Genomic DNA, 24,316 nt, shown 5'->3' with positions numbered 1-24,316 from the left:
GTCAAGTGAACGGTCTGAGTGCGAATGCACCAAGGCACCGGCGAGATCGCCGAGAATGCTGAAAATGGTCATGCGTCCCCCAGAGGCAGGGTTCTGCCTGATCAGAAAAGGGAGGAAGTTCATGCCGATGGTCACCGTTTCCATCTCTCCGCAACAGGCAGCGGGCATCCGCGCCGCCGTCGACAATGGCGGCTATGCCTCGAGCAGTGAGGTCGTCCGCGAGGCGCTCCGCCTCTGGGATACCGCCCGCAAGCTCAATGAGTTCCGGGACGATATTCTTGACGACGGCGCTCCATCCGGCGGCAGATGCGTCGCCGACATGTTCGCCGATCACGAGGCGGAGCGCCGTCGCTCCGCCTGAACAAGCATTTGATTGCATTGGAAAAATTGAATGAACGCGGAACGCGCAGGATGCTCTTGCGCGTTTCATAAAACTTTCACACTGGCGAAAGAGTTCATTGATCCTTCTGCGGCATGTTCCGGACGAAAAAGAACAAGTCACAGTGGAGATCGGCCCACAATGAAGACCAGCATGTCCTTGGCTGCCACCGTCGCGCCGGATGTTCTGCGCCGCTACGCCAGCGATCAGATCGTCACCCTTGCCAAGCTCGTGGTCGAGAATGCCTTCCAGCCGATCGTCGAGGCCGGCACCGGCACGGTTTTCGGCTACGAATCCCTGATGCGCGGCCAGGAACGCATCGGTTATGATACGCCCCTCGAAATCCTCGACGAGGCTCACCAGGCCGGCCAGCTGCTGCAGCTCGAACAGATGGTCGCCAGCCGCGCGCTCGCCAAATTCGCGACGCTATCGAATTTCTCCACCTCGACGCTGTTCCTCAATCTCGATGTCCGGCTGATCCCGCATGGAGAACACTTGGTCGTCAGCCTGCTGCAGCATCTGCGCAAGGCGAATATTCCGCCGTCTTCCGTTTGCTTCGAATTCTCCGAGCGTTTCGACAATACCAGCGTGCCGGAATTTTCCGGCCTCGTTTCCAGGCTGCGCAAGGCCGGTTTCAAACTGGCGATCGACGATTTCGGCGTCGGCCACGGCGAGATAAAGCTGCTCTGCGATTATGCCGTCGATTATCTCAAGATCGACCGCCATTTCGTCGCCGAGATCGACCGCAGCCCCCGCAAGCGCCATCTCTTGAGGAGCATCGTCAACATTGCCCATGTGCTCGGCACGCGCGTCATCGCCGAAGGCATCGAGACCGAGGCCGAATTCATCGCCTGCCGCGAATATGGCGTCGACCTCGTCCAGGGCTGGTTTATCTCCCGCCCGACGACGCATATATCAGAGCTGGCGCCGTCCTACCCGCACCTGCAGGAGCTCGGCAAGAGCAAGCGGGGCAGCCAGTCGCTCGACGAAATCCTCATCCGCAAGCAGATCGAGCTGCTGCCGACGGTCTATGAGAATGACAGCATCGACAGCGTCTTCGAACTCTTCCGGCGTAATCCGCGCCAGGCCTTCTTTCCTGTCCTGAACGCCAATGACGAGCCGCGCGGCATCATCCACGAGCATCACCTCAAGGAATATATCTACCAGCCCTTCGGCCGCGATCTCCTGAAGAACAAGATGTACGAGCGCAGCATCTCGCATTTCGTCGGGATGGCGCCGATCGTCGGCCTCGACAGCGACGCCGAGCAACTGATGGCCATCTTCGCCAATATGGAAGGCAGCAACTGCCTGATCCTGACCGACAATATGCGCTATGCCGGTGTCGTCTCCGCCGCCTCGCTGATCAAGGTCATCAACGAGAAACAGCTGAAGACCGCGCAGGACCAGAACCCGCTGACCGGCCTGCCGGGCAATCGTGCCATCCGCGATTTCATGCGTCAGTCCGGCCGCGACGGCGATGCGCTTCGCCACTTCTGCTATTGCGACTTCGACAATTTCAAGCCGTTCAACGATGCCTATGGCTTCCATCTCGGCGACCACGCGATCTCGCTGTTTGCCGCGCTGATGCGCCGCTATTTCTTCGCCGAACGTCATTTCCTCGGCCATGTCGGCGGCGACGATTTCTTCATCGGCGTCGTCGGCTGGACCAAGGAAGAGCTGACGGAAATCCTCGAGCGGCTGATCAGCGATTTCCATGACGACGTGCGGGACCTCTATTCCGACGAGGATCGCGCCGCCGGCCGCATCCTCGGTCACGACCGCACCGGCGCCGAAGCTTTGTTCCCGCTGATGCGCTGCTCGATCGGTGTCATCGAACTGCCGGAAGGACTCGTCATCGACGATATCAACCGCGTCAGCGCCGAAATCGCCATCATCAAGTCGGCCGCCAAGGACAGCGAGGGAGGCCTGGTCTTCCATCTCCTACAGCGCCGCGCGTCATTTTAGATGCGCAAAGGACGCTGTAGCACTTATGCAGTGGGCGAGGCGAATTGACGCCTCTGCCACATCAAGTCTTCCCAAGCCTGCGGGGCTGATTTACTTCCTGTGTTTTAGACAAAAAGCCAGAGCGGTTCCGCGCACTTCCACCAAAAGCTGAACTGCTCCAGGGAGGAGCCGGGTCATGCCATTGCCTCAGGAAATGCGTTTCGTCGATCTGCCGTCCTTCGGCGGGCCCGAGGTGATGACGATCGGCAAGCGACCGCTTCCCGTACCGCAAGACGGGCAGGTTCTGGTGCGCGCCGAGGCGATCGGCGTCAACCGCCCCGATATTGCCCAGCGCCAGGGCAGCTATCCCCCGCCCAAGGATGCGAGCCCGATCCTCGGTCTGGAGCTATCAGGCGAAATCGTTGCCGTCGGCCCCGGCGTCAGCGGCTATGGCGTCGGCGACAAGGTCTGCGGGCTCGCCAATGGTGGCGCCTATGCCGAATATTGCCTGCTGCCGGCAGGCCAGATCCTGCCCTTTCCCAAGGGCTATGACGCGGTAAAGGCGGCCGCTTTGCCTGAGACCTTCTTCACCGTCTGGGCCAACCTCTTCCAGATGGCCGGGCTGACGGAAGGCGAAACGGTGCTGATCCATGGCGGCTCCAGCGGCATCGGCACGACGGCGATCCAGCTCGCCCTCGCCTTCGGCGCTGAAGTCTACGCGACGGCGGGTTCGAAGGAGAAATGCGAGGCCTGCGAGAGGCTCGGCGCCAAACGCGCGATCAACTACAGGACCGAGGATTTCGCCGAGGTGATCAAGGCCGAGACCGGCCACGGCGTCGATATCATCCTCGACATGATCGGCGCCTCCTATTTCGAGCGCAACATCGGCTCGTTGGCCAAGGACGGCTGCCTGTCGATCATCGCCTTCCTCGGCGGCGCGATCGCCGAAAAGGTCAATCTCTCGCCGATCATGGTCAAGCGGCTGACGGTCACCGGCTCCACCATGCGGCCGCGCACGGCAGAAGAAAAACGCGCCATCCGCGACGACTTGCTCTCCGAGGTCTGGCCGCTGCTGGAAGCCGGCACCATCGCCCCCGTCATCCACAAGGTCTTTGCCTTCGAAGAGGTTATCGAAGCCCACCGGTTGCTGGAAGGCGGCAGCCATGTCGGCAAGGTCATGCTGCGCGTTTAAAAAGACGCGCGGCGCGATAATGTCAGCGACACGCCGACGGCGAGAACACCCGGCAGCGCCATCAGCAGATAGAGCCAGTGCGCCGCCGAAAGCGCGCCTGATATGCCGCCCGGATCGACGAGGCCGGCGCCATTGGCGATGACGCCTGAGAAGGCCGCACCGAAGGCGCCGCCGAGCGAACTCATCGTCGGGATCGCCGAAGAGGCCTTGTCCTGTTCGTTGTCGGCAACGAGCCTCAGGACCATGGCGACCAGATGCGCCCAGCCGAGACCGATGCCGAAGCCCATCATGAACATGCCGATCGCCGCCGGCACGATGAAAAGCATATGCCCCTCCGGATTGTCGCTCGCGAGGAAAATCGCGAGCGAAGCGGTCGCCGCCGTCTCGATAAGGGCACCAATGACGATTGCCCGGTAAGCCGGCCTGCCGGTCCAAGAGCCACTGAGGAAGGCCGCAAACGTCCAGCCGAGGGCGACGAGTGCGACGAGATATCCCGATAGGAGTGGCGCCACCCCATGCAGGGTCTGCAGGAAATAGGGAATGAAGACGTCGCTGACGAGGACGACGGTCATGGCGAGCATCGCCAGGTAGACCCGTGCAATCGGCTGGGAAAGGCTGACAGCGCCGGACGGCAAGAGCCGGTTCGGGCTCTTCCGCTCGATGAGAAGCATGGTTGCCACCGCGATGACCGAGGCCGCAATCAGCGCCGCTTTCGCGCCTGTTGTCTCGATCGCGCCGGCCGCACTCACCATCAGCACGGCCGCAAGCAGCAGTCCGATCTGGGCAACCGGGGTCTTCTCCTGCTCGCGGTCGTCCTCGACCTCGGGCAGAAGCCGTGGCGCCAGGAATGCCATCAACAGCCCGAGCGGCACCAGCACGATGAAAGCGTAGCGCCAGGTGTGGCCCGAAGAAAAGAAGCCGCCGAGCGTCGGTCCGATGACGGTCGCCACGCCCCAGATCGCCGCATAGAGCGTCGAGGCCTTCGGCCATAGGGGCTCGGGATAGACGAAGCGGATGAAGGCATAGCCGAGCGCTGCCAGCGCGCCAGTTCCCAGACCCTGCACCGCGCGTCCGATCAGCACCACCGGCATCGACGGTGCGGCTGCGGCAATCAGGCTGCCGACGCCGAAGACAAGTGCCGCGATCACATAGACGGATCGAAGCCCGATGCCGCGCGGCCGCATGGCGACGAAGATCGAGCCGAGCACGGCGGCGGCGACGAACAGGCTGGTAACCCAGGAAAACAGCGCGAGCCCGCCGATATCGCGCACGATCGAAGGCGCGATCGTCGCCATGATGTAGCTCTCCACAGCATAAAGCGTCACGCCGCCGGCCAGCATCAGCGTTGCCGGCAGGTGCTCGGGCAGGAACAGGCGGAAGACCGAGCTGGAATTCGGGACGGCTGCAGTCTGGTCGATATTCGACATGGGAGGACCCCGAGATTTTTACTGGCGAAGGATTATTTTCCAAGTTATAAATTGGAAAATTGCATGCCGATTTGATTAAAACAAGACTTGACTTGGAAAATATGCGCCAGTCCCCAGCCAACCGGATCCTGATCCTGATAAAGACCGACGGCCCGCAGCTTGCCGCCGCGATCGGCGATGCGCTCGGCATATCAGGCGAAGCCGCCCGGCAGCAGCTGTCGAAGATGGCGGAGGAGGGGCTGGTGGAACCGGTCACCGTTGCCGCCGCGGGCAGGGGCCGGCCGCGCCAGCTCTGGCACCTCACGGCCAGCGGCAACCGCCAGTTTCCGGATGGCCATGCCGAGCTGACGGCAAATCTCCTTGGCACGCTCGTCGAACAGCTCGGGGCCGCAGCCCTCGATACGGTCATCTCCGCCCGCGAGGCCGAGACGCTGCAGCGCTATCGGCAGGAACTCAGCGAGGCGCATGACCTTGCCTCGCGCGTCGAGGCCCTTGCCGGCATCCGCACCCGCGAGGGCTATATGGCCGATCACTGGCAGGAGGCGGATGGCTACTTCATGCTGGTCGAAAACCACTGCCCGATCTGCGCCGCCGCCACCGCCTGCGCCGGCTTCTGCCGCTCCGAACTCGAAACCTTCCGCGCCGTCCTCGGCGCCGATATCGAGCGCAGCGAACACATCCTCGCCGGCGCCCGCCGCTGCGCCTATCGCATCATGCCGCGTTGACCGATATCGCTGGCAACCGGCTGGCGGTTCACGCCGGCTGCCGCGCCTGCCGCCAGTTGCTTTCGAGATAGAGCAGCACTCCGATCGATGCGAGACCCGCGGCCGCGCCGACAAAGGCGGTGCCGGAATAATCGGTGATCGCGGTGCCGAAAGCGAAGAGGCCGGCGCTGATACCGGTCCCAATGAAAGTGTTCAGCGAGATCAGCGAGGTTCCAAGCCCCGGTCGGTCCGCGATCAGGTCCTGCAGATAGGTGATCGGCACGCTGAGGATCGCTGCCGCCCCGCAGGCATTGAGGAGGAGTAGTGCATAGATGTGCCAGGGCGCGGAAGCAAAACCAAGCAGTAGCAGATAGGCGCAGTAGATCAGCGCGCCGAAGGCGAGCACATGCACGGTCCGGAAGTGGCGCTGCGCAAAGCCCCACATCATCATGAACGGCATCTCGAGCAGCGCCGTCAAACCTGCCATGAAGCCGACCTCGACGACGGTGCCGCCGGCCGCATGGGTGATGATCAGCGGCAAGAGCATGCTGTTCAGCCGCTGCAGCCCGAACAGCATCGCCATGACGATAACGCGCGACAGCACATGCGGCACAAGAATCCGTTTCAGCGAAGCAAAGAACCCGGCGTGATCGGGGGCAGGGCCGGCGGCGCCATTTCGGGGTGCGAAGAAGAAATACAGGCAGAAGCAGGTGCAGCTTGCCAATGCCGCGATCCCATAGGCCGGCGTCATCGACGGCGAACTGACGAGATAGAGGCCGATCAACCCCGGCGCCAGCGCCCATGAGCCGGAAAAGAGCGCCCGCACGGTTGCGGTGATCGCCGCCCCCTGGCCACGGTCCATCTGATTGGTCCTGGCGCGCAGGCTGGCGAACAGCAGCGAATAGGTGGAATTGCTCATCGGTACCAGCAGCAGCGTGGAGAAGATGAAGACCATGGGGCTATGAAAGATCGCGATCGACCCGAAGCCGAGCATGCCGGCGACGCAAAGCCCCAGCACCAGCGGCCGGCGCTCTTTCAGCCTGTCCGACCAGATGCCGAGCGTCAGGCTTGTCGTGACGTTGACGATTGCCGAGAAGAACACCAGCGCCGAATAGGCGCCATTGCTCAAGCCGAGTTCATTGATCCCGATGATCGACTGGTAGGGCGCGGTCGAAGCATAGGTGAAGGCGAGCGCGACGAGTGTCACGGTCGGAATACGGATCCTGTTGTCGCGAAGGATCAAGGAAAAAGTGGATGGCATGGGGGCGGTTCCTGATGCGCCACTCTTAGCTGCATCGGACCTATCAGAGAAACGATAGTTTTAGATCGTCTTCGTCAATTTTTGTGATGAATGTTTGGACGATGTGATCGCGTTCAAGCCTGCAAGGGGGCTGAATGCCTATTTCAGAATTTCGCGACCAAATTCGAGAGCCAGAAGTCGATTTGCCCGAAGGGAAGAACATTTGCCAAAAAAGCGACGAGCGCTGAGGTGGTGTATATCAACACCAGCCCAAGAAGGACTCCAAGGGTGATTCCGACGCTCGTCTTTGCGGGCTGGCGTGCCAACCAACACGCCAAGCTCAGAGAGACAATCGTGAAAAGTGCCAACAACGTGGACTCGGTGATAGATATGCCCGATTGCAAAACAATTCCTCGGATTGTGAATTGGGTTGCAAGGCATAACGTCTCGAGCCGTCTAAACTCAAGGGCTGGGACGGCGGAATATGCGGTGATGTCCAGCCACCCATAGAGCCGGTGCACTATCAGCAGGCACCCGCGCAGCCGCCTAAACCCCGACGCCACGTCAACCCCGTTGGCTTTCGCCGCGTGACGCGTTATGGACTGCGCAACCCGCCAGCATCCGGATGAGAGCTCATGACCAATCCCGTCACCGTCGAAGTCACCCGCGGCCTGCTCGTCGAAAGTCGCCATCGTGGCGCGGTGGCTGTCGTCGATGGCGACGGCAAGCTTGTCTTCTCGCTGGGCGACATCGAGGCCGCGGTCTTCCCGCGCTCGTCCTGCAAGGCGATGCAGGCGCTGCCGCTGGTCGAGAGCGGTGCTGCCGATGCCTACGGCTTCGGCGACAAGGAATTGGCGCTGGCCTGTGCCTCGCACAGTGGCGAGGACGAGCATGTGGCGCTGGCCGCTTCCATGCTGTCGCGCGCCGGTCGCGACGCCGAGGCACTGGAATGCGGCGCCCACTGGTCGTTCCATCAGAAGACCCTGATCCATCAGGCCCGCACGCTCGAGGCACCGAACGCGCTGCACAACAATTGCTCGGGAAAACATGCCGGCTTCATCTGCGCCTGCTGTCATCAGGACCTCGATCCGAAGGGCTATGTCGGCTATCAGCACCCGCTGCAGGTCGAGATCCGCGCGGCGATGGAAAGCCTGACCGGCGCCGTGCTCGGCGCCGAGAGCTGCGGCACCGACGGCTGCTCGATTCCGACCTATGCCGTGCCGCTCAAGAGCCTTGCCCACGGTTTTGCGAAAATGGCGACCGGCACCGGCCTCGAACCGCTGCGCGCCAAGGCCTCCCGCCGACTGATCGAGGCCTGCATGGCCGAGCCCTTCTATGTCGCGGGCTCCGGCCGCGCCTGCACGGAACTGATGCAGATCGCCCCCGGCCGTATCTTCTGCAAAACAGGCGCCGAAGGCGTCTTCTGCGCCGCCATCCCGGAAAAGGGCATTGCCATCGCGCTGAAATGCGAGGATGGCACGACCCGCGCCGCCGAAGCCATGGTGGCGGCAACCCTCGCCCGCTTCTTCGAGACGGAGAGCGAGGTGCATGCGGCCCTGATCGCCCATGCCACGAAGCCAATGCGCAATTGGAACGGCATCCATGTCGGCGATGTCAGGGTCACTTCCGCCTTGGCGGATGAGTCGAGCTTGCTTACATAAGTTATTAGAAAAATAAGAATTGCCTAATATAAAGGGGTACGTCCTGCGATCGCGGATGCACCCTTTCGCAGCGACGTGAGCACAGTCCTGGAAGCCGTGAGGGCAGGGCATGTTTGCAGGCCGCTATCTCTGGTGGATGCTGATGGGCATCGGCATCTTCATGTTCGCTACGTTGAGCCTCGATTATATCACCTGGCTCACGATCCAGCTGTCCGGCTGCGGCGAGATGGCCGGGACCTGCGAGCCGGCCCTGCGGCTGATATCGGGCGTGCTCAAACCCGCCTGCATCTGGACCGCGATCGGCGTGCTCTTCATGGCGACGCTGCTCCGTCTTCACGCTCTCTCGCTCATCTGGTTCTGGGGGCCGATCGTCGCCATCTGGTTCGTCGCTTCCACGCCGATCCTGCTCTTCCTGGCGGCGGATGCGGCGGCGCTGACGCAATCCGCTACCCTGGCCGCACTGCCCGTCGCCTTCCTGTTTCTGGCGGCTTTCGCAGCCTATCTCATGTTTGCCCTCGAGGATGGCGACATGCTGCCGCTTGCAGCCTCGGTGCCGTTGCGCCTTACACTCCGCCTGACGGCGGTTTACGGCGCGCTTGCTGGCGCAGCCTTCATGCCGGAACTCTCTCGGATCGCCGGGACCCTGCTCGACATGCCGGCACTTTCCATCGTCATCGCGTTGGCGCAGCCATATCTGCAGACGGTGCTCACCATTGGAACCGGCAGCATGGCGCCGGCCTATGCCGTGTTGGCGGCCTTCATCGCGGCCCTTGCCGCAAGTCTCTTGCCGCATGCTGCAGCACCGCAGCCCTCCCGCAGCACCATCATGCTGCGGCGATTGCGCCGTTGAGATCGCGATAGGGTTTCAGCCGTTCGGCGGTCACCTCCATGGGCACGATCAGCCCCGCCACCTCGGAAATGCCAAGCACTGGGCAGGGTGAGACGAGGTCGAACTTCTCCTCGGTCAGCAGCACATGCGTTTCGGCCGAGCACCGGGCGATGTGCCGCTTGATCGCCGCTTCCTCGAAATCACCGGTGGAAAGCCCGTGCACGGGATGCGCCGCCGTCACCCCGAGGAAGAAGAGATCGGGGCGGAGCTGCGAGATCGCCGCTGCCGCCGCTGCGCCCGTCGCCACCATCGAATGTTTGTAGAGCCGTCCGCCGGTCAGGATCACCTCGGCCGTCGGGTGGTGTTCCAGCTCGGCGGCGATCGTCGGGCTGTGGGTCGCAACCGTCAGCGGCAAGTCGCGCGGCAAATGCCGGGCGATCTCCGCCGTCGTCGTGCCGCCATCGAGGAAGATCATCTGACCGGGCTTGACCATCGCCGCCGCCGCTGCTCCCAGCCGTGCCTTGATCTGTGACGAGACGCTGCGCCGGGCGGTGAAGTCAGGCAGGTCAGGCGCCAGCGGCATCGCCCCGCCATGCACCCGTTTCAGCAGCCCCTCCGCCGCCATTTCCCTGAGGTCCCGCCGGATCGTGTCTTCCGAAAGGGCGAAATCCTCGGCGACGCGCTTGGCGATCACCTGGCCGTCACGGCGCAGGATGTCGAGAATGAGGGTCTTGCGTTGCGTTGTCAGCATCGTCTCTCTGCACGAAATTAAACATAATAGCCCGATATTGCACGAAATGACTCGACATTCAAGAAATATCGTGCATTTTCACGAAATCCCGTGCATGAGGCCGGGAGTGCTCACGCAGAAGCGGAGCGAAGGAGTGGATCATGTTGATTTTGATTGCCGGGCCCTATCGGTCCGGAACGGGCGACGACCCGGAAAAGATGGCCGCCAACCTGAAGCGGTTGGAAGAACCCTCGCACGCGCTGTTTGAGGCGGGCCACGTGCCGATGATCGGCGAATGGGTGGCGCTGCCGATCTGGCATGCCGCCGGCGGCCGGTCGGTCGGCGATGCGCTCTACGAAGAGATCTTCCACCCGGTCGCCGGCCGGCTGCTGCAGCTCTGCGAGGGCGTGCTGCGCCTGCCGGGCGATTCCAAGGGAGCTGACAACGACGTGCGCATCGCCAGGGAACGCGGCATTCCGGTCTGGCACAGGCTGGAGGATGTGCCGGGCTGCGGCTGAGCGGATTGCTGCGCCCGCGCTTTGCCCTTTGCTACACTCAATGCATTCGCAGCTTTATCGCTCACCCCCTCAACCGACCCGTCGGATGAGGGGGCCACACGACACATCTATTATGCCCTCACACTCGGCGCACCCACCCTTGTCTCGACGGACGATCAAAACCCAATCTCCCCAGTTCCGGCGCACCGACCGCTACGCTATAACCCTTGCCGAAAGGGAGTCGAGAACCATGCTGACACTGTATTACGCGCCGGGAACCTGCGCGCTCGCAAGCCTTATTGCCCTGGAAGAATCCGGCCTGGCCTTCGAAACGAAGAAGATCAGCCTCCGCGATGGCGAGCAGCGTTCGCCGGACTATCTGAAGATCAACCCGAAGGGCCGGGTGCCGGCACTGGTCACCGATTATGGCGTGCTGACGGAAACGCCGGCGATCCTGGCTTATATCGCTCAGAGCGCGCCGGCCGCCAAGCTGGCGCCGCTTGACGATGCCTTCGAATTTGCCAGGCTCCAGTCCTTTAACAGTTATATCTGCTCGACCGTGCATGTGAACCATGCCCATCGCCCGCGCGGCTCGCGCTGGGCCGACGAGCCGGCGGCAATCGAGGCGATGAAGGCCAAGGTGCCTGAGAATATGGCCGATTGTTTCACGCTGATCGAGCAGACGATGTTCGAAGGCCCATGGGTGATGGGTGAGGCCTATTCGCTCGCCGATCCCTATCTCTTCGTCATGACCGACTGGCTGCCATCGGACGGCGTCGATCCCGCCCGGTTCGAAAAGGCGAGCGACCACCACGCCCGCATGCTGCTGCGCCCCGCCGTCCAGCGGGCGCTGGCCTACGACCGGGCCTGACCGTTAAAACCTGCGGCAAGCTTCTTCGGCGCCCGGAACAGCCAGGCGCCGATCAGTCGCAACCGCAGTTCCTCGTCGCCGATCACGGCGGCGCGCACCGGCAGATGCGGCCAGCCGACATAATGATCGGTTTGAAAATAGACGTCAGGCGCCATCTCCAGCAGGTGATCCTTGTCGTCGAGCGAAATCGAGATCACGATCGTCTCGGCATTCTTCACCGCGACAAAACTCTTGCCGCCGACCTTCAGCGCCGGATTGCCATACGAGGTGCTCTCCTCGACATCAGGCAGGCCGGCTTCCGCCGCCAGCCGCTTCAGGCGTTCGAAGATCGCATCGACGTCGTCGGCCATTGCTCCGCCCTTTCTGCCAGGGCGAACCTACCATATCTTCACGCGCATTTCGCCAGCGGCGGCTTGCCCTCTGCCTGAAAGCCGGTCTGCATCCCAAGCGGCAGATCGGCGATTTCGCGCATCGACATGCGCTCGACCTCGGGATGCCGCAGCGGATCATCCTTCCAGGCTGGGGCAATTTCCGCGCTTGCCACCTGCCGAACAGGGGTGAAGAAAAACTTCAACAAAGACATGGCATGCCTCGCTTTCTCAGTAGCGCAGAAGGATGATCAATGKCGGCTGGCGCCTGCTGAGCCATCCCATCCGCTGACGTCCTGCGTTCGAATGGATTGCCTATGCTTGCAATGTCGGCCTCAACAGGCAGTTTTTCAATTGAGATTAATGCGGCGCCGCTATAGAAAAGCTATATGAAGAACTTGAACATGGTCCATCTCAACGGCCTGCGCGCGCTGGAGGCCGTCGGTCGTCTCGGCTCGCTCCAGGCCGCCGCCGACGAACTCGGCGTCTCGGTCGGCGCCGTCAGCCAGCAGGTCATCAAGGCCGAAGCCCAGCTTGGTCAGGTGATCTTCGAGCGCACCGCCAGGGGCATGATCGCCACCGAAGCCGGCCGGCCGGTGCTTCTGGCGCTCGACGAGGGGTTCGCCCGTCTTTCGGCGGCGGTGTCGATCGCCAGCCGCAAGGACGATACCATCCTGACCATCTCGGTGGCGCCGGTTTTCGCCGCCCGCTGGCTGGTCTGCCGGCTGGATCGCTTCGCCGAGCGCCATCCCGACATCAAGCTGCGGCTGGATGCAACCACCAATCTCGTCAATCCGGCCCTCTGCGACGTCGATATCGGTATCCGCGTCGGCACCGGCAAATGGCCGGAGGTGAAGGCAGAGCTGCTGTTGGAGCAGGAGGTCTTTCCCGTCTGTTCGCCCGAGATGGCGGCAAAATTGAAAGAGCCTGCCGATATTCTCGAACTGCCTGCCATCATCGATGGCCATGCCATGTTCACCTGGGAGGTCTGGATGCGCGAGGTCGGACTATCAGGTGCCACGCTTTCGACCCGTCACGTCTTCAACGACGCCTCGCTCTGCCTCGATGCGGCGATTGCAGGGCAGGGCGTCATGCTGGCCTGGCAGACCCTTGCCGCCTTTGCGCTCGCCGAAGGCCGGCTCGCCGCCCCCTTCGGCATTCGCGCGCCGACCGGCTTCGGCCACTACTTCGTCACCGCCGAAGGCACGCGCGAGCCAAAGAAGGTCAAGGATTTCAAGGCCTGGATCCGTGAGGAAATGGCCGGCACGCTGGCGCTCTTTCGATAATCCTCAGACCTAGGCAGTGAGTTCATGAGGTGATTTTTCCCCCGACCAGGATGGACTTCAATCTCGCGGAGCGCCAGAACTCCGGGCCGTTCGCTGCCATCGAACCGGACGGCTTCATCATTGCCGGCAACTGGTGACAGGCGGGCAAGCAATGGACTATCCTTAATCAGGGCGAGTGTGGCCTCCGGAATTGGAGACGATCGGCTTCGATAACAAAATCTTGTTGTAATTCAACGGATTGAACCACGTCCACCAGCCTCAGTGAATGTTTCCAGGATGGGAGAAACGCTCATGGCGCATGTGAACAAAGTCCTGCGCTCGATCAACGATCAGGGCGCGGACCGCTGCGTCGATATATTTCGGCGGCCGGATGGAACCGTCGGCTTCGAGGAATTCCGTCGAGACGTCGAGGACGCGCGCGGCTGGTTTCCGATCGGTGGTCACTCCGATCGTGTCTTTGCCGGTGAAGCCGAAGCGCTGGCAGCTGCCCTGATCGATGTGGCTTGGCTGAGACCCGCGATTGGCAACGCTTGAAGCAGCGCGGACGTTGTCAGAAGCCGGACGACACCACCTCGATATTCATACGCAGCGTCGAGGATGCTCTAAAATTCGTTCGATCATAGACGACATCCACTTTAAGGCCTCGTGGCCGACGTATCCAATGGACGCAATTCGGTGCGCCGCGCTTTAGATCGGCTCCTTGCTGCGTGTTGCTTGCATCGCCTTATAGGCCGGGCGGGACTGGCAGCGCTCGATCCAGGCTTTGATATTCGGATGCGCCTGGAAAAGCGCCTCTTCGCTCTGGGCGTAGCGCAGCACCTCGGCGATGTTGAGATCGGCAACGGTGAAACGGTCGCCGACGATCCATTGCCGGCCGGCGAGGTGGCCTTCGAGAACCGCCAGCGGCCTGCGCAGCGGGCGGCAGGAAACCGCGATCGTCTGTTGGCCACCTTCGCTGTTTTCAAGCCCGTTATCATAGGTGAGTACGATCTTCACCGTGTGCGGTTCGACCTCCGCAGCCGCCCAGATCGTCCACATCGTCAGCAATCCGTCTTCCTCGACGGTTTGGCCGGAAAGCGGTCCGCCATATTTACGGGCGAGGTAAAGATTGATCGCCAGTGACTCGTGCATCACGAGGTCGCCGTCCCGAATGCTGGGGATCTGCGCCATCGGGTTGACGGCAATGAATTCCGGCGAATGCGTGTTGAGCGGCGCATCCTGAGATAGCGGATCTGCGAGCCGCCTTGCCTGCAGCACTGGCACCGAGCGGAATTCGACCCCAAGCTCCTCCGCCATCCAATAGACGCGTGAGGCGCGCGATCGATAGACTCCGTAGATTGTCAGCATGTCCATATCCCCTCGATGTGTCCGAGAGACCGTAAATGCCGGATCGGCGTGGGAAAAGTCCTTGTGGCTGATGGGATGATGAAAGCTTTTGATGGCCTTCAGGAGACGCGGTTTCGCTCCACGGTCAGCTGCGCATAGGGCGAGCCGCCGCCTGCCATCTCGCCGGACACCTTCTTCTCCCACTGGAAGCCTAAAACCGCGCCTTCGGTGATCTCCTGGAAGATGTTGTCGGTGATGACCGCGGTCCCGGTGCCGTCGGCGACCGAGACGGCGCAACCGACCGGGGCCTTGCGCACCACATTGCCTGTCACAACGACGTTGCGCAGATAGGGACCCCAGCCGATCTGCAGCCCCCAGCGCGGCGCGCCCTCGATCACATTGCCTGAAATCAGCGTGTCGGCCTCCGCCGCGATGCCGATGCCGAAACCGACCTCATGCTGGTATGGGCCGCGCAGCGTCAGGTTGCGCACGACATTGCCGGTAACGCTCGCCAGCCGGCCGCCCTCGTCGAAATTGGCGATCGAGATGCCGTTTGCCGCCCCGTCGATCATGTTGCCGGAAACGACGGCGCCTTCGAAGGCGAATTCGACATAGATCGCCGTCTCACCGGAGCGTCGGCACTGGTTGCTGCTGATCTGGATATCCGAGGCCGAATTGGCGCGGATCGCCGTAAAGGCGCAGTCGGAGATGTGGTTGTTCACCACCATCACCCCGTCGGCGCGGAAAATATTGATGCCGTTGCCGTTTTGGCCGGTGCCGCCGTCATTGGCGCGGATGTTGGAAATGCGGTTGCCGGAGACAACCGTGCCGTCCTCCGCCTTCTTCCAGCGATGCACCAGGATGCCGCCATTGCCGCAATCCGAGATCGTATTGCCGGTGACCGAAAGGTTGGTGGAATCCACCGCGTAAAGTCCGGATTGGGCAGCCCCCGAAATGTGACTGCGCTCGATCCTGCCGCCGCAGCGCTCCAGCTGCAGGCTATGTTTGCAGCTGCCGCTGATCTCGCAATTGTCGATCAGCACCTCGTCGACGCCGGTAAATTGCAACAGCCCGCCGGCATCGTCGCCAAGCCAGCGGTTGCCGCCGTCGATGACGAGATTGGAAAGCTCGATCCGCCGCACGTTCTCGGCCGAAAACAGGTGGCCGTCGCCGGTATAGACGATCCGTGAAGCGCCAGGCACGCCTGATATGCGCGTATTGTCGGGCAAGGTGAGGTTGGAGACCCGGTAGGTGCCGGGCGGCAGAAACACCGGCACGTTCTCGCGCGCCGCCTGTTTGATCATCTGCTCAAGGTTGCGGGTCTTGCGGTCGCCACTTTCGGGAATGGCGCGATATTCCACCGCGTCGATTGCCCCACGCAGGTCGGGCTGAGCGGCCGCCGTCAGCGGCGAGGCGACGGCGCGTGATGTCCCTCCCGCAACCGCCGAGGCCGCGAGGAATAAAAGCATGTCGCGGCGTGAGGGCATCCGGGGATCACTTGTCATAACGCGCCCGTAGCAGGAAACGTGCCAGGCGGGCATGTATTCTTTTGGCACAAGCTTGGCAAAGGCGGACGAAATTGCCGTCGTGGCGAGCGCGACGGCAGGATATCGCCGCTTATATTGTCGTCTTGTTCACCCTTTCATTTAAGCAAGCCGAAGGAAATGAGGACTACTTTTAAGGGAAATTCTATGATGACGGGTGTGGGATACGGCCTTCGGCCGGCGGGGAGAATGGCGGCATGCACGAACCGAGTGCCAGGCGATGGGAATCAGCCGATGCCCTGACGGCCGAAACGCGGCGCATCGTCGCCGCGACGGAGGCAATGATGGCATCGACCGCCCACCACTTTTCCGAGGGTATCGAGAACCTCCGCCTCAAGGAAATCGTCCACGAGCTTCCGGATTTTCTCTACGTCAAGGATCGTGACAGCCGCTTCGTCTTTGCCAATGCCGTCACCGCCAGCAGCCTTGGCCTGGAGAGCGCTGCGCTGATGACCGGCAAGCGCGATTTTGACCTGTTCGATTTCGAGACGGCGCTCCACCATTTCGATATCGAGCAGCAGATCATGACGACGGGCGAAGCCCGCATCGACATGGAGGAATCCTACGTCCTTCCCGGCAGTAGAAGACCGATATGCCGGCTGACCTCGAAGATCCCGCTGCGCAACGATCGCGGCGAAATCGTCGGCCTGATCGGTGTTTCCCGTGATATCACCGAACGCAAGCGCCAGGAGGATCTGCATCGCGGCCAGGCGAGCCTGCTCGAAATGATTGCCCGCAACGAGCCGTTGCCGATGATCCTCGAGGCGCTTGTGCTGATGATCGAGGCGCAACTGACCGGGATCGACGGATCGGTGCTGCTGCTCGACAGCGAGGGCACCAGGCTCTATCACGGCGCCTCTCCCAATCTGCCCGGCGGCTACAGCCGCCTCATCGATGGTGTCACGATCGGTCCGAAGGTCGGCTCCTGCGGCACCGCCGCGTGGCGCGGTCAGACCGTGATCGTCGAGGACGTGATGAGCGATCCGCTCTGGGAGGATTTTCGCGCGTTGATTGCCCCGTTCGGGTTCCGCTCCTGCTGGTCGACGCCGATCGCCACATCGCAGAACAATGTGCTCGGCACGTTCGCGCTCTATTCCAGGGAAGTCCGCCGTCCCACCGAGCACGAGATGACGCTGGTGGCGCTCGCCACCCATATCGCCGGCATCGCCATCGAGCGCAAGCGTGTCGACGACCGCATTCATTTCATGGCCCATCATGACGATCTCACGGGCCTGCCGAACCGCGCCTTCCTGAAGGAGCGGCTGGCGAGTATCCTCGACCAGGCCCGGCGCAACAACCGCAAGGTGACCGTCGCCTATATCGATCTCGACAATTTCAAGGACATCAATGATGGCCGCGGCCACGCCGCCGGCGACGAGGTGCTGAAGGAGATCGCCGCCCGCATGGCCAATAGCGTCAGGGCGTCAGATATGGTGGTGCGTCTCGGCGGCGACGAATTCCTCGTGGTGCTCGTCCACCAGTCGAGCCACGATGCCGGCATCACGCGCCGTCTTCGCGAGCTGCAGAAGGCGATCAACCGGCCGATCCGCGGCGCGGACGGCGAGATCACCGTCACCTCGAGCATCGGTGTCGCTGCCTTCCCCTTCGATGGCGCAACCTCCGAAGAGCTTCTCGCCAATGCCGACCGCGCCATGTACCGCGCCAAGGAACTCGGCCGCAACACATTGCAACATCACGAGGGCGGCAGCACGCCCCTCGGAATGCCGCTCGGCGAGCACGAGGAACTGCACCTGGCGATCGCCGGCGACCAGCTGTTCCTGCAATATCAGCCGCAGGTCGATGTCGCCACCGGCCGCATCACCGGGCTCGAGGCGCTGGTTCGCTGGAACCATCCGGCCAAGGGCAGGCTGCCGCCGGTCAATTTCATTCCGCTCGCCGAAGAGACCGGCCTGATCGTCCCCCTCGGTCTCTGGGTGCTGAACGAGGCCTGCCGCCAGGCGCGCAACTGGCAGGATATGGGCCTGCCGCCGCTGACGATCGCCGTCAACGTCTCCGCCAAGCAGTTTGCCGATCCGGATTTCGCAACCCATGTCACCGAAGCGCTCGAGCGCCACCGCCTGCAGTCGCGCTGGCTGGAGCTGGAGGTCACCGAAAGCGTGGTGATGCACGATGCCGAACGCGCGCTCGCCATGATGGAATCGCTGCGGGCGCTGGGCGTTCGCCTGTCGATCGACGATTTCGGATCCGGCTATTCCAGCCTCGCTGCACTGAAGACTTTCCCCTTCGACCGCCTGAAGATGGACCGTTCGTTGGTCGAGGCCCTGCCGGGCGACAAGACCGCCGTCGCCATCGCCTCGGCCGTCATCTCGCTGGCGCAGACGCTGAAGCTTTCGGTTCTCGCCGAGGGTGTCGAAACCGACGCCCAGATGGATTTCCTGCGCCAGGCGCGTTGCGAGGAGGCGCAAGGCTACCGCTTCTCGAAACCCGTCTCCCCGGAGGAAATCCCGGCATTGCTGCGAGCGCGGAGCCTCTAGAGCCTTTCCGGGTTAGATTGAAGCATTCTGCCGGAGCAGGTTTTCGTCAGGGCAGAGGCGATTGGCGACGGGCATACCTCCCGGTACGTCCGAGCCGATCGCCTTTGATCCTGGCGGAAAGATGCCCGGCCCTTCGGGTTGGCTGAAACGGGCCGGCTGATCGACCGGCCGGCTTGGCCGTAGAGCCGGGCTACGACGCGCGCCGGCCGGTCGACCATCCGACTCCGTTTGAGCCAACAGAATGCTTCAATCTAACCCGGAAAGGCTCTATTGCATGTCGCCCAAAAGTGTGCAGCGGTTTTGGGAGAACGACATGCACAAAAGGAAACATTGAAAGACGCCGCATCGATCAGGTCGACGCGGCGTCTTTCAAGCTCTATTTCGCAAGCTTGCCGATCGCCTCGATCTCGTTCGTCCATATGCCCGCCGCATAGTTTGGCGGCAGCCGCGCCAGTTGCGCGGGGTCATCGATGCCGGTGGAAAAATCGCTGCCGCGATAGGGACCGAGCACGAAGACCTCGGTCCCGGCATCCGCCATCCGGTTGAGAAAACGGTCCGGCCAGCCCCAGAGCCACGGGGCGATATTGATCGGCACCAGCATCATCGCATGTTTGCATTCGTCCGGCAGCAGGCCGGTCCAGCCATAGCCGATATAGCCGAACAGGCAGCCCTTCAGGCTCTTGCGCGAGGCGGTCTTGATATCGGGTGCCATCCGGCGCAGCACGTCGATCGGCTCGTCACCGCCATAGACGATGATCTCGGCCCGTCTTTCCTGGGAAAGTCCGTTGAGCACGGTGGCGAGCTTTTCGCCCTCGGAAGGATCGCGGCTCTTGACGTTGATGAGGAAGCGCCGATCCGGAAAGGTCGACAGCACCTCGGCAAGGGTCGGCATCATGCCGATGCCACGGCCGCGAAAGGGAAAGGTCTTGCCGCCATCGGCGGTATAGCCATAGCCGATGTCGAGCCTCTTCATGTCAGCCATCGAATGCTCGCGGGTGACGCCATGCCCGTCGGTGCGGCAGTCGAGCGTCCAGTCGTGAAAGACGGTGAACTGCCCGTCCGTTGTCGGATGTACGTCGATCTCGACGATATCGGCGCCGGCCGCAAAGCCTGCCTGCATCGACGGAAGTGTGTTTTCGAGATAATCGTGTTTTGGCGGCAGCATTCGGCTCGCCGTGCAGGTGTCGTTCTTGAGATCGGTTTCGTCGAAGCGCTGGGCGATGCCGCGATGGGCGAGCAGCACCGGTTTTCCCGGTCGGTGTTCGGCTATCAGGCTGGTATTGTTGAGGTAGATGCCCGCTGCGACGACCGCGATTGCCGCCGCGCAATAGAAAAACTTCCTGCCCAATGCTGATCCCCCTGGTTGCATCGCAAGGGCTAGAAAGCGATTCTGGTTGTTCTTGGGCTGTTTTCCGGCTTTTCTATGCCATCGGTCTATTCGCCGGACGGGAGCCTCATCGCTATGGAACCACAAGACGACGAGCTCATCCATTTCGAGACGCATGGCGGCGCCCCATTGCCGCCGGCAGCAGTTGAAGGGCATGTCGCGCGCGACGGTGCCCGCATTTGGTATGCGTCCTACGGCGCAGGTCCCCCTGTCATTCTGCTGCATGGCGGCCTTGGTCACAGCGGCAACTGGGGTTATCAGGTCCCGGCACTGTTGCGCCGCGGCCGCCGCGTCGTGCTGATCGACAGCCGTGGCCATGGAAGAAGCACCCGCGATGCCCGTCCCTATAGCTATGAGCTGATGGCCTCTGACGTGCTCGCGGTCATGGACGCGCTGCATCTCGACAAGGCGGCCGTCGTCGGCTGGAGCGACGGCGCCTGCATTGCCCTGATTCTCGCCATGACGGCGCCGTCACGTGTCGAGGGGGTCTTCTTTTTCGCCTGCAACATGGATCCGAGCGGCACGCTGGAATTTGTTCCGAGCCCGGTCATCGACCGATGCTTCAGCCGGCACGCCAAGGACTATGCCGCATTGTCCACAACGCCTGACGATTTTAATCCATTCGTCGAGGCGGTCAGCCTGATGATGCGGACGGAGCCGAATTATCAGGCCGCCGACTTGGGCCTGATCCGGGTGCCGGTCGCAATCGTCCTCGGCGAGCGCGACGAATTCATCAAGCCCGACCATGCCGAATATCTTGCTCGCAGCATTCCGAACGCTGAGATGATCTATCTCACAGGCGTCAGTCATTTCGCGCCGCTGCAGCGGCCGGGTGAGTTTAATGTCGCTGTGGTCAACTTTCTCGACGGGATAGGGTCATGACATTGCAGTCGTTGAGCCGCGCCCCATTCCATAGTCCGTTCTTCCCGCCCTCTGGCCTCGCGTCCATTTCCCGCTATCTCTCGTTTCATGAGACCTGATGCGCTGCTTTATCCCGCCCCGGAGGGGCTCTATTGCCCCGAGGGCGGCTTCTATGTCGATCCGGTGCGGCCGGTCGAGCAGGCGCTCGTCACCCACGGCCATTCGGATCATGCCCGCCCGGGCCACGTGAACGTGCTTGCCACCCGCCAGACGCTCGACATCATGCGCCTGCGTTACGGCGACGGCTTTTGCGCCAGCGAGCAGGCCGCAGCCTTCGGCGAGGAACTGCTGGTCAACGGCGTCAAGGTAAGCTTTCATCCCGCCGGCCATGTGCTCGGCTCCGCCCAGATCGCCATTGAGAAGAACGGCACACGCATCGTCGTCTCCGGCGACTACAAGCGCCGACCCGATCCGACCTGCGCCGCCTATGTGCCGGTTGCCTGCGATGTCTTCATCACCGAGGCGACCTTCGGCCTGCCGGTCTTCCATCATCCCGATCCAATGGAGGAGATAGCCAAGCTGCTGGCGTCGCTGCGGCAATTTCCCGAGCGCACCCATCTCGTCGGCGCCTATGCGCTGGGGAAGGCCCAGCGCGTCATCCGGCTGCTGCGCGATGCCGGTTATGCCGAACCGATCTATATCCACGGCGCCATGGAAAAACTCTGCGACTATTATATCGAGCAGGGCATCGATCTCGGCGAGCTGCTGCCGGCGACGATCGAAAGCCGCGACAAATCAGTCTTCAAGGGTGCGGTCGTCATCGGCCCGTCATCGGCCTTCGCCGACCGCTGGGCCCGGCGCTTCAACGAGCCGCTGCCGGCCTTCGCCTCCGGCTGGATGATGGTGCGCCAGCGCGCCAAACAGCTCGGCGTCGAACTGCCGCTCGTCATCTCCGATCATTGCGACTGGCCGGAGCTGACCGAAACGATCCGGGAATTGCACCCGGCCGAGGTCTGGGTGACGCATGGCCGCGAGGAGGCCTTGGTGCGCTGGTGCCAATTGCAGGGCATCAAGGCGAAACCGCTGCATCTGGTGGGTTATGAGGATGAGGGCGATTGAGGAGATGAGCAATATCCCGCGTCAAAACCCCTCCGAAGTCGGGAGGCGCCCATGAAAGCCTTCGCCGACCTCCTCGACCGCCTGGTGCTCACACCCAGCCGCAACGGCAAACTGAAGCTGCTGACCGACTATTTCCGCGACACGCCCGATCCTGACCGTGGCTATGGCCTTGCCGCCATCGCCGGCACGCTGGAGGTGCGCAACGTCAAGCCCGCCATGCTGCGTGAGCTGGTGCTCGAGCGCATGGACGAGGTGCTGTTTCGCTATTCCTATGATTATGTCGGCGATCTCGCCGAAACCATCTCGCTCGTCTGGGACAATGAGAGGGATATCGACCGCTCGGCGCTCGCCCAGCCGCGTCTCGGCGAGGTCGTCACCGGCATGAACGCACTCGGCCGCACAGAAGTGCGCAGCTTCGTCCGTGACCTGCTCGACCGGCTGGATTCGTCCGGCCGTTTCGCCTTCATCAAGCTGGCGACCGGCGCCATGCGCATCGGCGTTTCCGCCCGCCTTGCCAAGCAGGCGCTGGCCGATCTCGGCGACAAGGACGTCACCGAGATCGAAACCCTCTGGCACGGTCTGCAGCCGCCCTATGAGACGCTGTTTGAATGGCTGGCGAATGGCGGCGAAAAACCGGTGCTGGCCACACCGGCAATCTTTCACTCCGTCATGCTCGCCAATGCGGTGGAGGAGGGCGATCTGACCGGTCTCGATCCGGCCGACTATGTCGCCGAATGGAAATGGGACGGCATCCGCGTGCAGCTCTCCCGCTCCGGCGACAGGCGCAAGATCTATTCCCGCTCCGGCGACGACATTTCAGGCGCCTTTCCCGATATTCTCGACGCGATCAGTTTTTCCGGCGTCGTCGACGGCGAGCTGCTGGTTGGCGGCACCGCCCGCTCCAACAGCCCGACCCGGACCTTCTCCGACCTGCAGCAGCGCCTGAACCGCAAGACGGTGACGACGAAGATGCTCGGCGACTATCCCGCCTTCATCCGCACCTATGACCTGCTCTTCGACGACGAGGAGGATGTCCGCGGCCGGACCTATATCGATCGCCGCGACCGGTTGACCGAGATCATCGACCGCGCCCCCCATGACCGTTTCGATCTCTCGCCGCTCGTGCCGTTCTCGTCGTGGGAAGAGCTCGACGCTCTCCGCGCCGCGCCGCCCGATCCGGTCATCGAAGGCGTGATGATCAAGCGCCGCGACAGCATCTACCAGGCCGGCCGCATGAAGGGCCCCTGGTTCAAGTGGAAGCGCAACCCCTATAATGTCGATGCGGTGCTGATGTATGCCCAGCGCGGCCACGGCAAGCGCTCCAGCTACTATTCTGATTTCACCTTCGGCGTCTGGGCCGATGACGAGGACGGCGAACAGCTGGTGCCTGTCGGCAAGGCCTATTTCGGCTTCACCGATGCCGAACTCGAGGTGCTCGACAAGTTCGTGCGTGACAATACCACTGAGCGCTTCGGCCCGGTGCGCGCCGTGCGCGCCGACAAGGATTTTGGCTTCGTCGTCGAAGTGGCCTTCGAGGGCATCAACCGCTCGACCCGGCACAAATCGGGGGTCGCCATGCGTTTCCCCCGCATCGCCCGCCTTCGCCCCGACAAGCCCTCCTACGAGGCCGACCGGCTGCGCACGCTGATCGCCATGATCGACGCCAAGCCGGAATGAGGTTGCATGCCCTGCGCAACAATGACGCAGGGCAATATTTTCAACATCATGTGTATTGGCGGCAACGATCTTCCGGTGCAGATTCTGCGTGCCGGGGAAATGATGGGTGCGTTATGAGCTCGCTTGAACAAAATTCCTTTTTCCGTCAACGCCGTGCCGTTCTGGCGGGTCTTGCCGGTGCACTCATCCTGCCGCGCATGGCAGCCGCGTTTGATGTCCCGGACGAGCCGCGTCTCGCCAAGCACGACTATGCCAAGGTCCGCCACCATTTCCGCACCAAGCTGTTGCAGAAGGGCCCGGCGCCCGACAAATACGAACCGCTGAATGCGCCTGCCGATGCCGACAAGATCTTCTACCGCTCCGGCTACGGCGAGCTGGAACTGGCGGCCTGGGTTTCCAAATACAAGCGCGAGCGCGCCGCCAAACCGGCCGTGCTCTTCCTGCACGGCGGCAATGCCATGGGCATCGGCCACTGGCAGCTGATGAAGCCCTATATGGATGCCGGTTATGTCGTGATGATGCCGTCGCTGCGCGGCGAAAACGGCCAGATGGGCAATTTCTCCGGCTTCTACGACGAGGTCGACGACGTGCTGGCCGCCACCGAGCGCCTGGCGCATCTGCCGGGCGTCGACCCCGAACGGCTGTTCATCGCCGGCCACAGCATCGGCGGCACATTGACCATGCTGACGGCGATGACCACCCACAAGTTCCGCGCCGCCGCGCCGATTTCGGGCAACCCCAACGCCTTCCGCTTTTTCAGCCRCTATCCCCAGGATATC

Annotated in this window: 23 protein-coding genes; 15 read left to right on the top strand and 8 right to left on the bottom strand. The window is 62.5% G+C overall.

What is annotated here, in order from left to right; genetic code table 11:
- Positions 1-121: 121 nt before the first annotated feature.
- The 3 genes from AC1D1Z_RS17005 to AC1D1Z_RS16995 all read left to right on the top strand — a co-directional run bounded on the left by AC1D1Z_RS17005 (position 122) and on the right by AC1D1Z_RS16995 (position 3,515).
- Entirely contained in the window at positions 122-361 is a 240-nt protein-coding gene (locus AC1D1Z_RS17005; RefSeq protein WP_018241158.1) for a ribbon-helix-helix domain-containing protein, read from the top strand.
- 159 nt (positions 362-520) lie between these two features.
- A complete protein-coding gene (locus AC1D1Z_RS17000) occupies positions 521-2,344 on the top strand; it encodes a bifunctional diguanylate cyclase/phosphodiesterase (protein ID WP_439007362.1) in 1,824 nt (607 codons plus the stop codon).
- A 175-nt stretch (positions 2,345-2,519) separates the two neighbouring features.
- The gene (locus tag AC1D1Z_RS16995) at positions 2,520-3,515 is read left to right on the top strand and encodes an NAD(P)H-quinone oxidoreductase (RefSeq protein ID WP_439007363.1); all 996 of its coding nucleotides are present in this window, start codon (positions 2,520-2,522) and stop codon (positions 3,513-3,515) included.
- Here the strand turns inward: AC1D1Z_RS16995 and AC1D1Z_RS16990 are convergent.
- Positions 3,512-4,942, bottom strand: a complete 1,431-nt coding sequence (locus tag AC1D1Z_RS16990; RefSeq protein WP_439007364.1) for an MFS transporter — start codon at positions 4,940-4,942, stop codon at positions 3,512-3,514. The two genes, AC1D1Z_RS16995 and AC1D1Z_RS16990, sit on opposite strands and share 4 nt — an antisense overlap.
- Positions 4,943-5,043: 101 nt before the next feature.
- On the opposite strand from AC1D1Z_RS16990, the gene AC1D1Z_RS16985 reads away from it, so the two are divergent.
- Complete coding sequence (locus tag AC1D1Z_RS16985; RefSeq protein ID WP_439007365.1) at positions 5,044-5,667, top strand: helix-turn-helix transcriptional regulator; 624 nt, start codon at positions 5,044-5,046, stop codon at positions 5,665-5,667.
- A 28-nt stretch (positions 5,668-5,695) separates the two neighbouring features.
- Here the strand turns inward: AC1D1Z_RS16985 and AC1D1Z_RS16980 are convergent, their stop codons facing one another.
- Positions 5,696-6,907: an MFS transporter gene (locus tag AC1D1Z_RS16980; RefSeq protein WP_439007366.1), complete on the bottom strand. Its 1,212-nt coding sequence runs from the start codon at positions 6,905-6,907 to the stop codon at positions 5,696-5,698.
- 614 nt (positions 6,908-7,521) lie between these two features.
- Here AC1D1Z_RS16980 and AC1D1Z_RS16975 point away from each other — a divergent pair.
- Positions 7,522-8,547 carry an asparaginase gene (locus AC1D1Z_RS16975; protein WP_439007367.1) on the top strand — a complete coding sequence of 342 codons (1,026 nt, stop codon included), beginning with the start codon at positions 7,522-7,524 and terminating at the stop codon, positions 8,545-8,547.
- Positions 8,548-8,656: 109 nt separating this feature from the next.
- Positions 8,657-9,397 (top strand): hypothetical protein, encoded by a 741-nt coding sequence (locus AC1D1Z_RS16970; RefSeq protein ID WP_018241166.1) that lies wholly within the window; start codon positions 8,657-8,659, stop codon positions 9,395-9,397.
- Here AC1D1Z_RS16970 and AC1D1Z_RS16965 read toward each other — a convergent pair.
- Positions 9,372-10,127 carry a DeoR/GlpR family DNA-binding transcription regulator gene (locus AC1D1Z_RS16965; protein ID WP_439007368.1) on the bottom strand — a complete coding sequence of 252 codons (756 nt, stop codon included), beginning with the start codon at positions 10,125-10,127 and terminating at the stop codon, positions 9,372-9,374. The genes AC1D1Z_RS16970 and AC1D1Z_RS16965 overlap by 26 nt on opposite strands.
- Positions 10,128-10,267: 140 nt before the next feature.
- Here AC1D1Z_RS16965 and AC1D1Z_RS16960 point away from each other — a divergent pair, with 140 nt between their 5' ends.
- Complete coding sequence (locus tag AC1D1Z_RS16960) at positions 10,268-10,624, top strand: DUF4406 domain-containing protein (protein WP_088680780.1); 357 nt, start codon at positions 10,268-10,270, stop codon at positions 10,622-10,624.
- Positions 10,625-10,853: 229 nt separating this feature from the next.
- Positions 10,854-11,474, top strand: a complete 621-nt coding sequence (locus AC1D1Z_RS16955; RefSeq protein WP_028734131.1) for a glutathione S-transferase family protein — start codon at positions 10,854-10,856, stop codon at positions 11,472-11,474.
- Here the strand turns inward: AC1D1Z_RS16955 and AC1D1Z_RS16950 are convergent.
- Together AC1D1Z_RS16950 and AC1D1Z_RS16945 are read right to left on the bottom strand one after the other, a co-directional pair.
- On the bottom strand, positions 11,459-11,824 hold the full coding sequence (locus AC1D1Z_RS16950) for an MmcQ/YjbR family DNA-binding protein (RefSeq protein WP_018241170.1): 366 nt from the start codon (positions 11,822-11,824) through the stop codon (positions 11,459-11,461). The genes AC1D1Z_RS16955 and AC1D1Z_RS16950 overlap by 16 nt on opposite strands.
- 38 nt (positions 11,825-11,862) lie before the next feature.
- On the bottom strand, positions 11,863-12,057 hold the full coding sequence (locus tag AC1D1Z_RS16945; protein ID WP_112906287.1) for a hypothetical protein: 195 nt from the start codon (positions 12,055-12,057) through the stop codon (positions 11,863-11,865).
- Between the two features lie 174 nt (positions 12,058-12,231).
- On the opposite strand from AC1D1Z_RS16945, the gene AC1D1Z_RS16940 reads away from it, so the two are divergent.
- Both AC1D1Z_RS16940 and AC1D1Z_RS16935 read left to right on the top strand, forming a co-directional pair.
- Entirely contained in the window at positions 12,232-13,128 is an 897-nt protein-coding gene (locus AC1D1Z_RS16940) for a LysR substrate-binding domain-containing protein (RefSeq protein ID WP_439007369.1), read from the top strand.
- Positions 13,129-13,419: 291 nt separating this feature from the next.
- Positions 13,420-13,662: a hypothetical protein gene (locus AC1D1Z_RS16935; RefSeq protein ID WP_028734128.1), complete on the top strand. Its 243-nt coding sequence runs from the start codon at positions 13,420-13,422 to the stop codon at positions 13,660-13,662.
- 153 nt (positions 13,663-13,815) lie between these two features.
- Here the strand turns inward: AC1D1Z_RS16935 and AC1D1Z_RS16930 are convergent, their stop codons facing one another.
- Positions 13,816-14,475: a glutathione S-transferase family protein gene (locus AC1D1Z_RS16930; RefSeq protein WP_439007370.1), complete on the bottom strand. Its 660-nt coding sequence runs from the start codon at positions 14,473-14,475 to the stop codon at positions 13,816-13,818.
- A 98-nt stretch (positions 14,476-14,573) separates the two neighbouring features.
- Positions 14,574-15,941, bottom strand: coding sequence for a TIGR03808 family TAT-translocated repetitive protein (locus AC1D1Z_RS16925; RefSeq protein ID WP_439007519.1), 1,368 nt, complete (start codon positions 15,939-15,941; stop codon positions 14,574-14,576).
- A 254-nt stretch (positions 15,942-16,195) separates the two neighbouring features.
- On the opposite strand from AC1D1Z_RS16925, the gene AC1D1Z_RS16920 reads away from it, so the two are divergent.
- A complete protein-coding gene (locus AC1D1Z_RS16920) occupies positions 16,196-18,493 on the top strand; it encodes a sensor domain-containing protein (RefSeq protein WP_018241176.1) in 2,298 nt (765 codons plus the stop codon).
- Between the two features lie 376 nt (positions 18,494-18,869).
- Here AC1D1Z_RS16920 and AC1D1Z_RS16915 read toward each other — a convergent pair whose 3' ends face one another.
- On the bottom strand, positions 18,870-19,841 hold the full coding sequence (locus AC1D1Z_RS16915; RefSeq protein WP_439007371.1) for a glycerophosphodiester phosphodiesterase family protein: 972 nt from the start codon (positions 19,839-19,841) through the stop codon (positions 18,870-18,872).
- A 114-nt stretch (positions 19,842-19,955) separates the two neighbouring features.
- On the opposite strand from AC1D1Z_RS16915, the gene AC1D1Z_RS16910 reads away from it, so the two are divergent.
- From AC1D1Z_RS16910 to AC1D1Z_RS16895, 4 genes are all read left to right on the top strand, one after another.
- Positions 19,956-20,762 carry an alpha/beta fold hydrolase gene (locus AC1D1Z_RS16910; protein ID WP_018241178.1) on the top strand — a complete coding sequence of 269 codons (807 nt, stop codon included), beginning with the start codon at positions 19,956-19,958 and terminating at the stop codon, positions 20,760-20,762.
- An 87-nt stretch (positions 20,763-20,849) separates the two neighbouring features.
- On the top strand, positions 20,850-21,860 hold the full coding sequence (locus AC1D1Z_RS16905; protein WP_130715983.1) for a ligase-associated DNA damage response exonuclease: 1,011 nt from the start codon (positions 20,850-20,852) through the stop codon (positions 21,858-21,860).
- Between the two features lie 51 nt (positions 21,861-21,911).
- Positions 21,912-23,537, top strand: coding sequence for a cisplatin damage response ATP-dependent DNA ligase (locus AC1D1Z_RS16900; protein WP_047619575.1), 1,626 nt, complete (start codon positions 21,912-21,914; stop codon positions 23,535-23,537).
- Between the two features lie 113 nt (positions 23,538-23,650).
- The coding region (locus AC1D1Z_RS16895; RefSeq protein ID WP_477851310.1) for an alpha/beta hydrolase family protein at positions 23,651-24,316 on the top strand (666 nt) is incomplete at its 3' end.

The sequence above is a fragment of the Rhizobium sp. P1_E1 genome (assembly GCF_056406015.1).
The sequence above is the reverse complement of the archived record's forward strand: the minus strand, read 5'-3'. Positions and strand labels throughout refer to the sequence as shown.

Excerpts from the sequence above, each read along its gene's own strand:
- AC1D1Z_RS17005 (WP_018241158.1), top strand. The coding sequence starts at position 122 with ATGCCGATGGTCACCGTTTCCATCTCTCCGCAACAGGCAGCGGGCATC.
- AC1D1Z_RS17000 (WP_439007362.1), top strand. The coding sequence starts at position 521 with ATGAAGACCAGCATGTCCTTGGCTGCCACCGTCGCGCCGGATGTTCTG.
- AC1D1Z_RS16995 (WP_439007363.1), top strand. The coding sequence starts at position 2,520 with ATGCCATTGCCTCAGGAAATGCGTTTCGTCGATCTGCCGTCCTTCGGC.
- AC1D1Z_RS16990 (WP_439007364.1), bottom strand. The coding sequence starts at position 4,942 with ATGTCGAATATCGACCAGACTGCAGCCGTCCCGAATTCCAGCTCGGTC.
- AC1D1Z_RS16985 (WP_439007365.1), top strand. The coding sequence starts at position 5,044 with ATGCGCCAGTCCCCAGCCAACCGGATCCTGATCCTGATAAAGACCGAC.
- AC1D1Z_RS16980 (WP_439007366.1), bottom strand. The coding sequence starts at position 6,907 with ATGCCATCCACTTTTTCCTTGATCCTTCGCGACAACAGGATCCGTATT.
- AC1D1Z_RS16975 (WP_439007367.1), top strand. The coding sequence starts at position 7,522 with ATGACCAATCCCGTCACCGTCGAAGTCACCCGCGGCCTGCTCGTCGAA.
- AC1D1Z_RS16970 (WP_018241166.1), top strand. The coding sequence starts at position 8,657 with ATGTTTGCAGGCCGCTATCTCTGGTGGATGCTGATGGGCATCGGCATC.
- AC1D1Z_RS16965 (WP_439007368.1), bottom strand. The coding sequence starts at position 10,127 with ATGCTGACAACGCAACGCAAGACCCTCATTCTCGACATCCTGCGCCGT.
- AC1D1Z_RS16960 (WP_088680780.1), top strand. The coding sequence starts at position 10,268 with ATGTTGATTTTGATTGCCGGGCCCTATCGGTCCGGAACGGGCGACGAC.
- AC1D1Z_RS16955 (WP_028734131.1), top strand. The coding sequence starts at position 10,854 with ATGCTGACACTGTATTACGCGCCGGGAACCTGCGCGCTCGCAAGCCTT.
- AC1D1Z_RS16950 (WP_018241170.1), bottom strand. The coding sequence starts at position 11,824 with ATGGCCGACGACGTCGATGCGATCTTCGAACGCCTGAAGCGGCTGGCG.
- AC1D1Z_RS16945 (WP_112906287.1), bottom strand. The coding sequence starts at position 12,057 with ATGTCTTTGTTGAAGTTTTTCTTCACCCCTGTTCGGCAGGTGGCAAGC.
- AC1D1Z_RS16940 (WP_439007369.1), top strand. The coding sequence starts at position 12,232 with ATGAAGAACTTGAACATGGTCCATCTCAACGGCCTGCGCGCGCTGGAG.
- AC1D1Z_RS16935 (WP_028734128.1), top strand. The coding sequence starts at position 13,420 with ATGGCGCATGTGAACAAAGTCCTGCGCTCGATCAACGATCAGGGCGCG.
- AC1D1Z_RS16930 (WP_439007370.1), bottom strand. The coding sequence starts at position 14,475 with ATGCTGACAATCTACGGAGTCTATCGATCGCGCGCCTCACGCGTCTAT.
- AC1D1Z_RS16925 (WP_439007519.1), bottom strand. The coding sequence starts at position 15,941 with ATGCCCTCACGCCGCGACATGCTTTTATTCCTCGCGGCCTCGGCGGTT.
- AC1D1Z_RS16920 (WP_018241176.1), top strand. The coding sequence starts at position 16,196 with ATGCACGAACCGAGTGCCAGGCGATGGGAATCAGCCGATGCCCTGACG.
- AC1D1Z_RS16910 (WP_018241178.1), top strand. The coding sequence starts at position 19,956 with ATGGAACCACAAGACGACGAGCTCATCCATTTCGAGACGCATGGCGGC.
- AC1D1Z_RS16905 (WP_130715983.1), top strand. The coding sequence starts at position 20,850 with ATGAGACCTGATGCGCTGCTTTATCCCGCCCCGGAGGGGCTCTATTGC.
- AC1D1Z_RS16900 (WP_047619575.1), top strand. The coding sequence starts at position 21,912 with ATGAAAGCCTTCGCCGACCTCCTCGACCGCCTGGTGCTCACACCCAGC.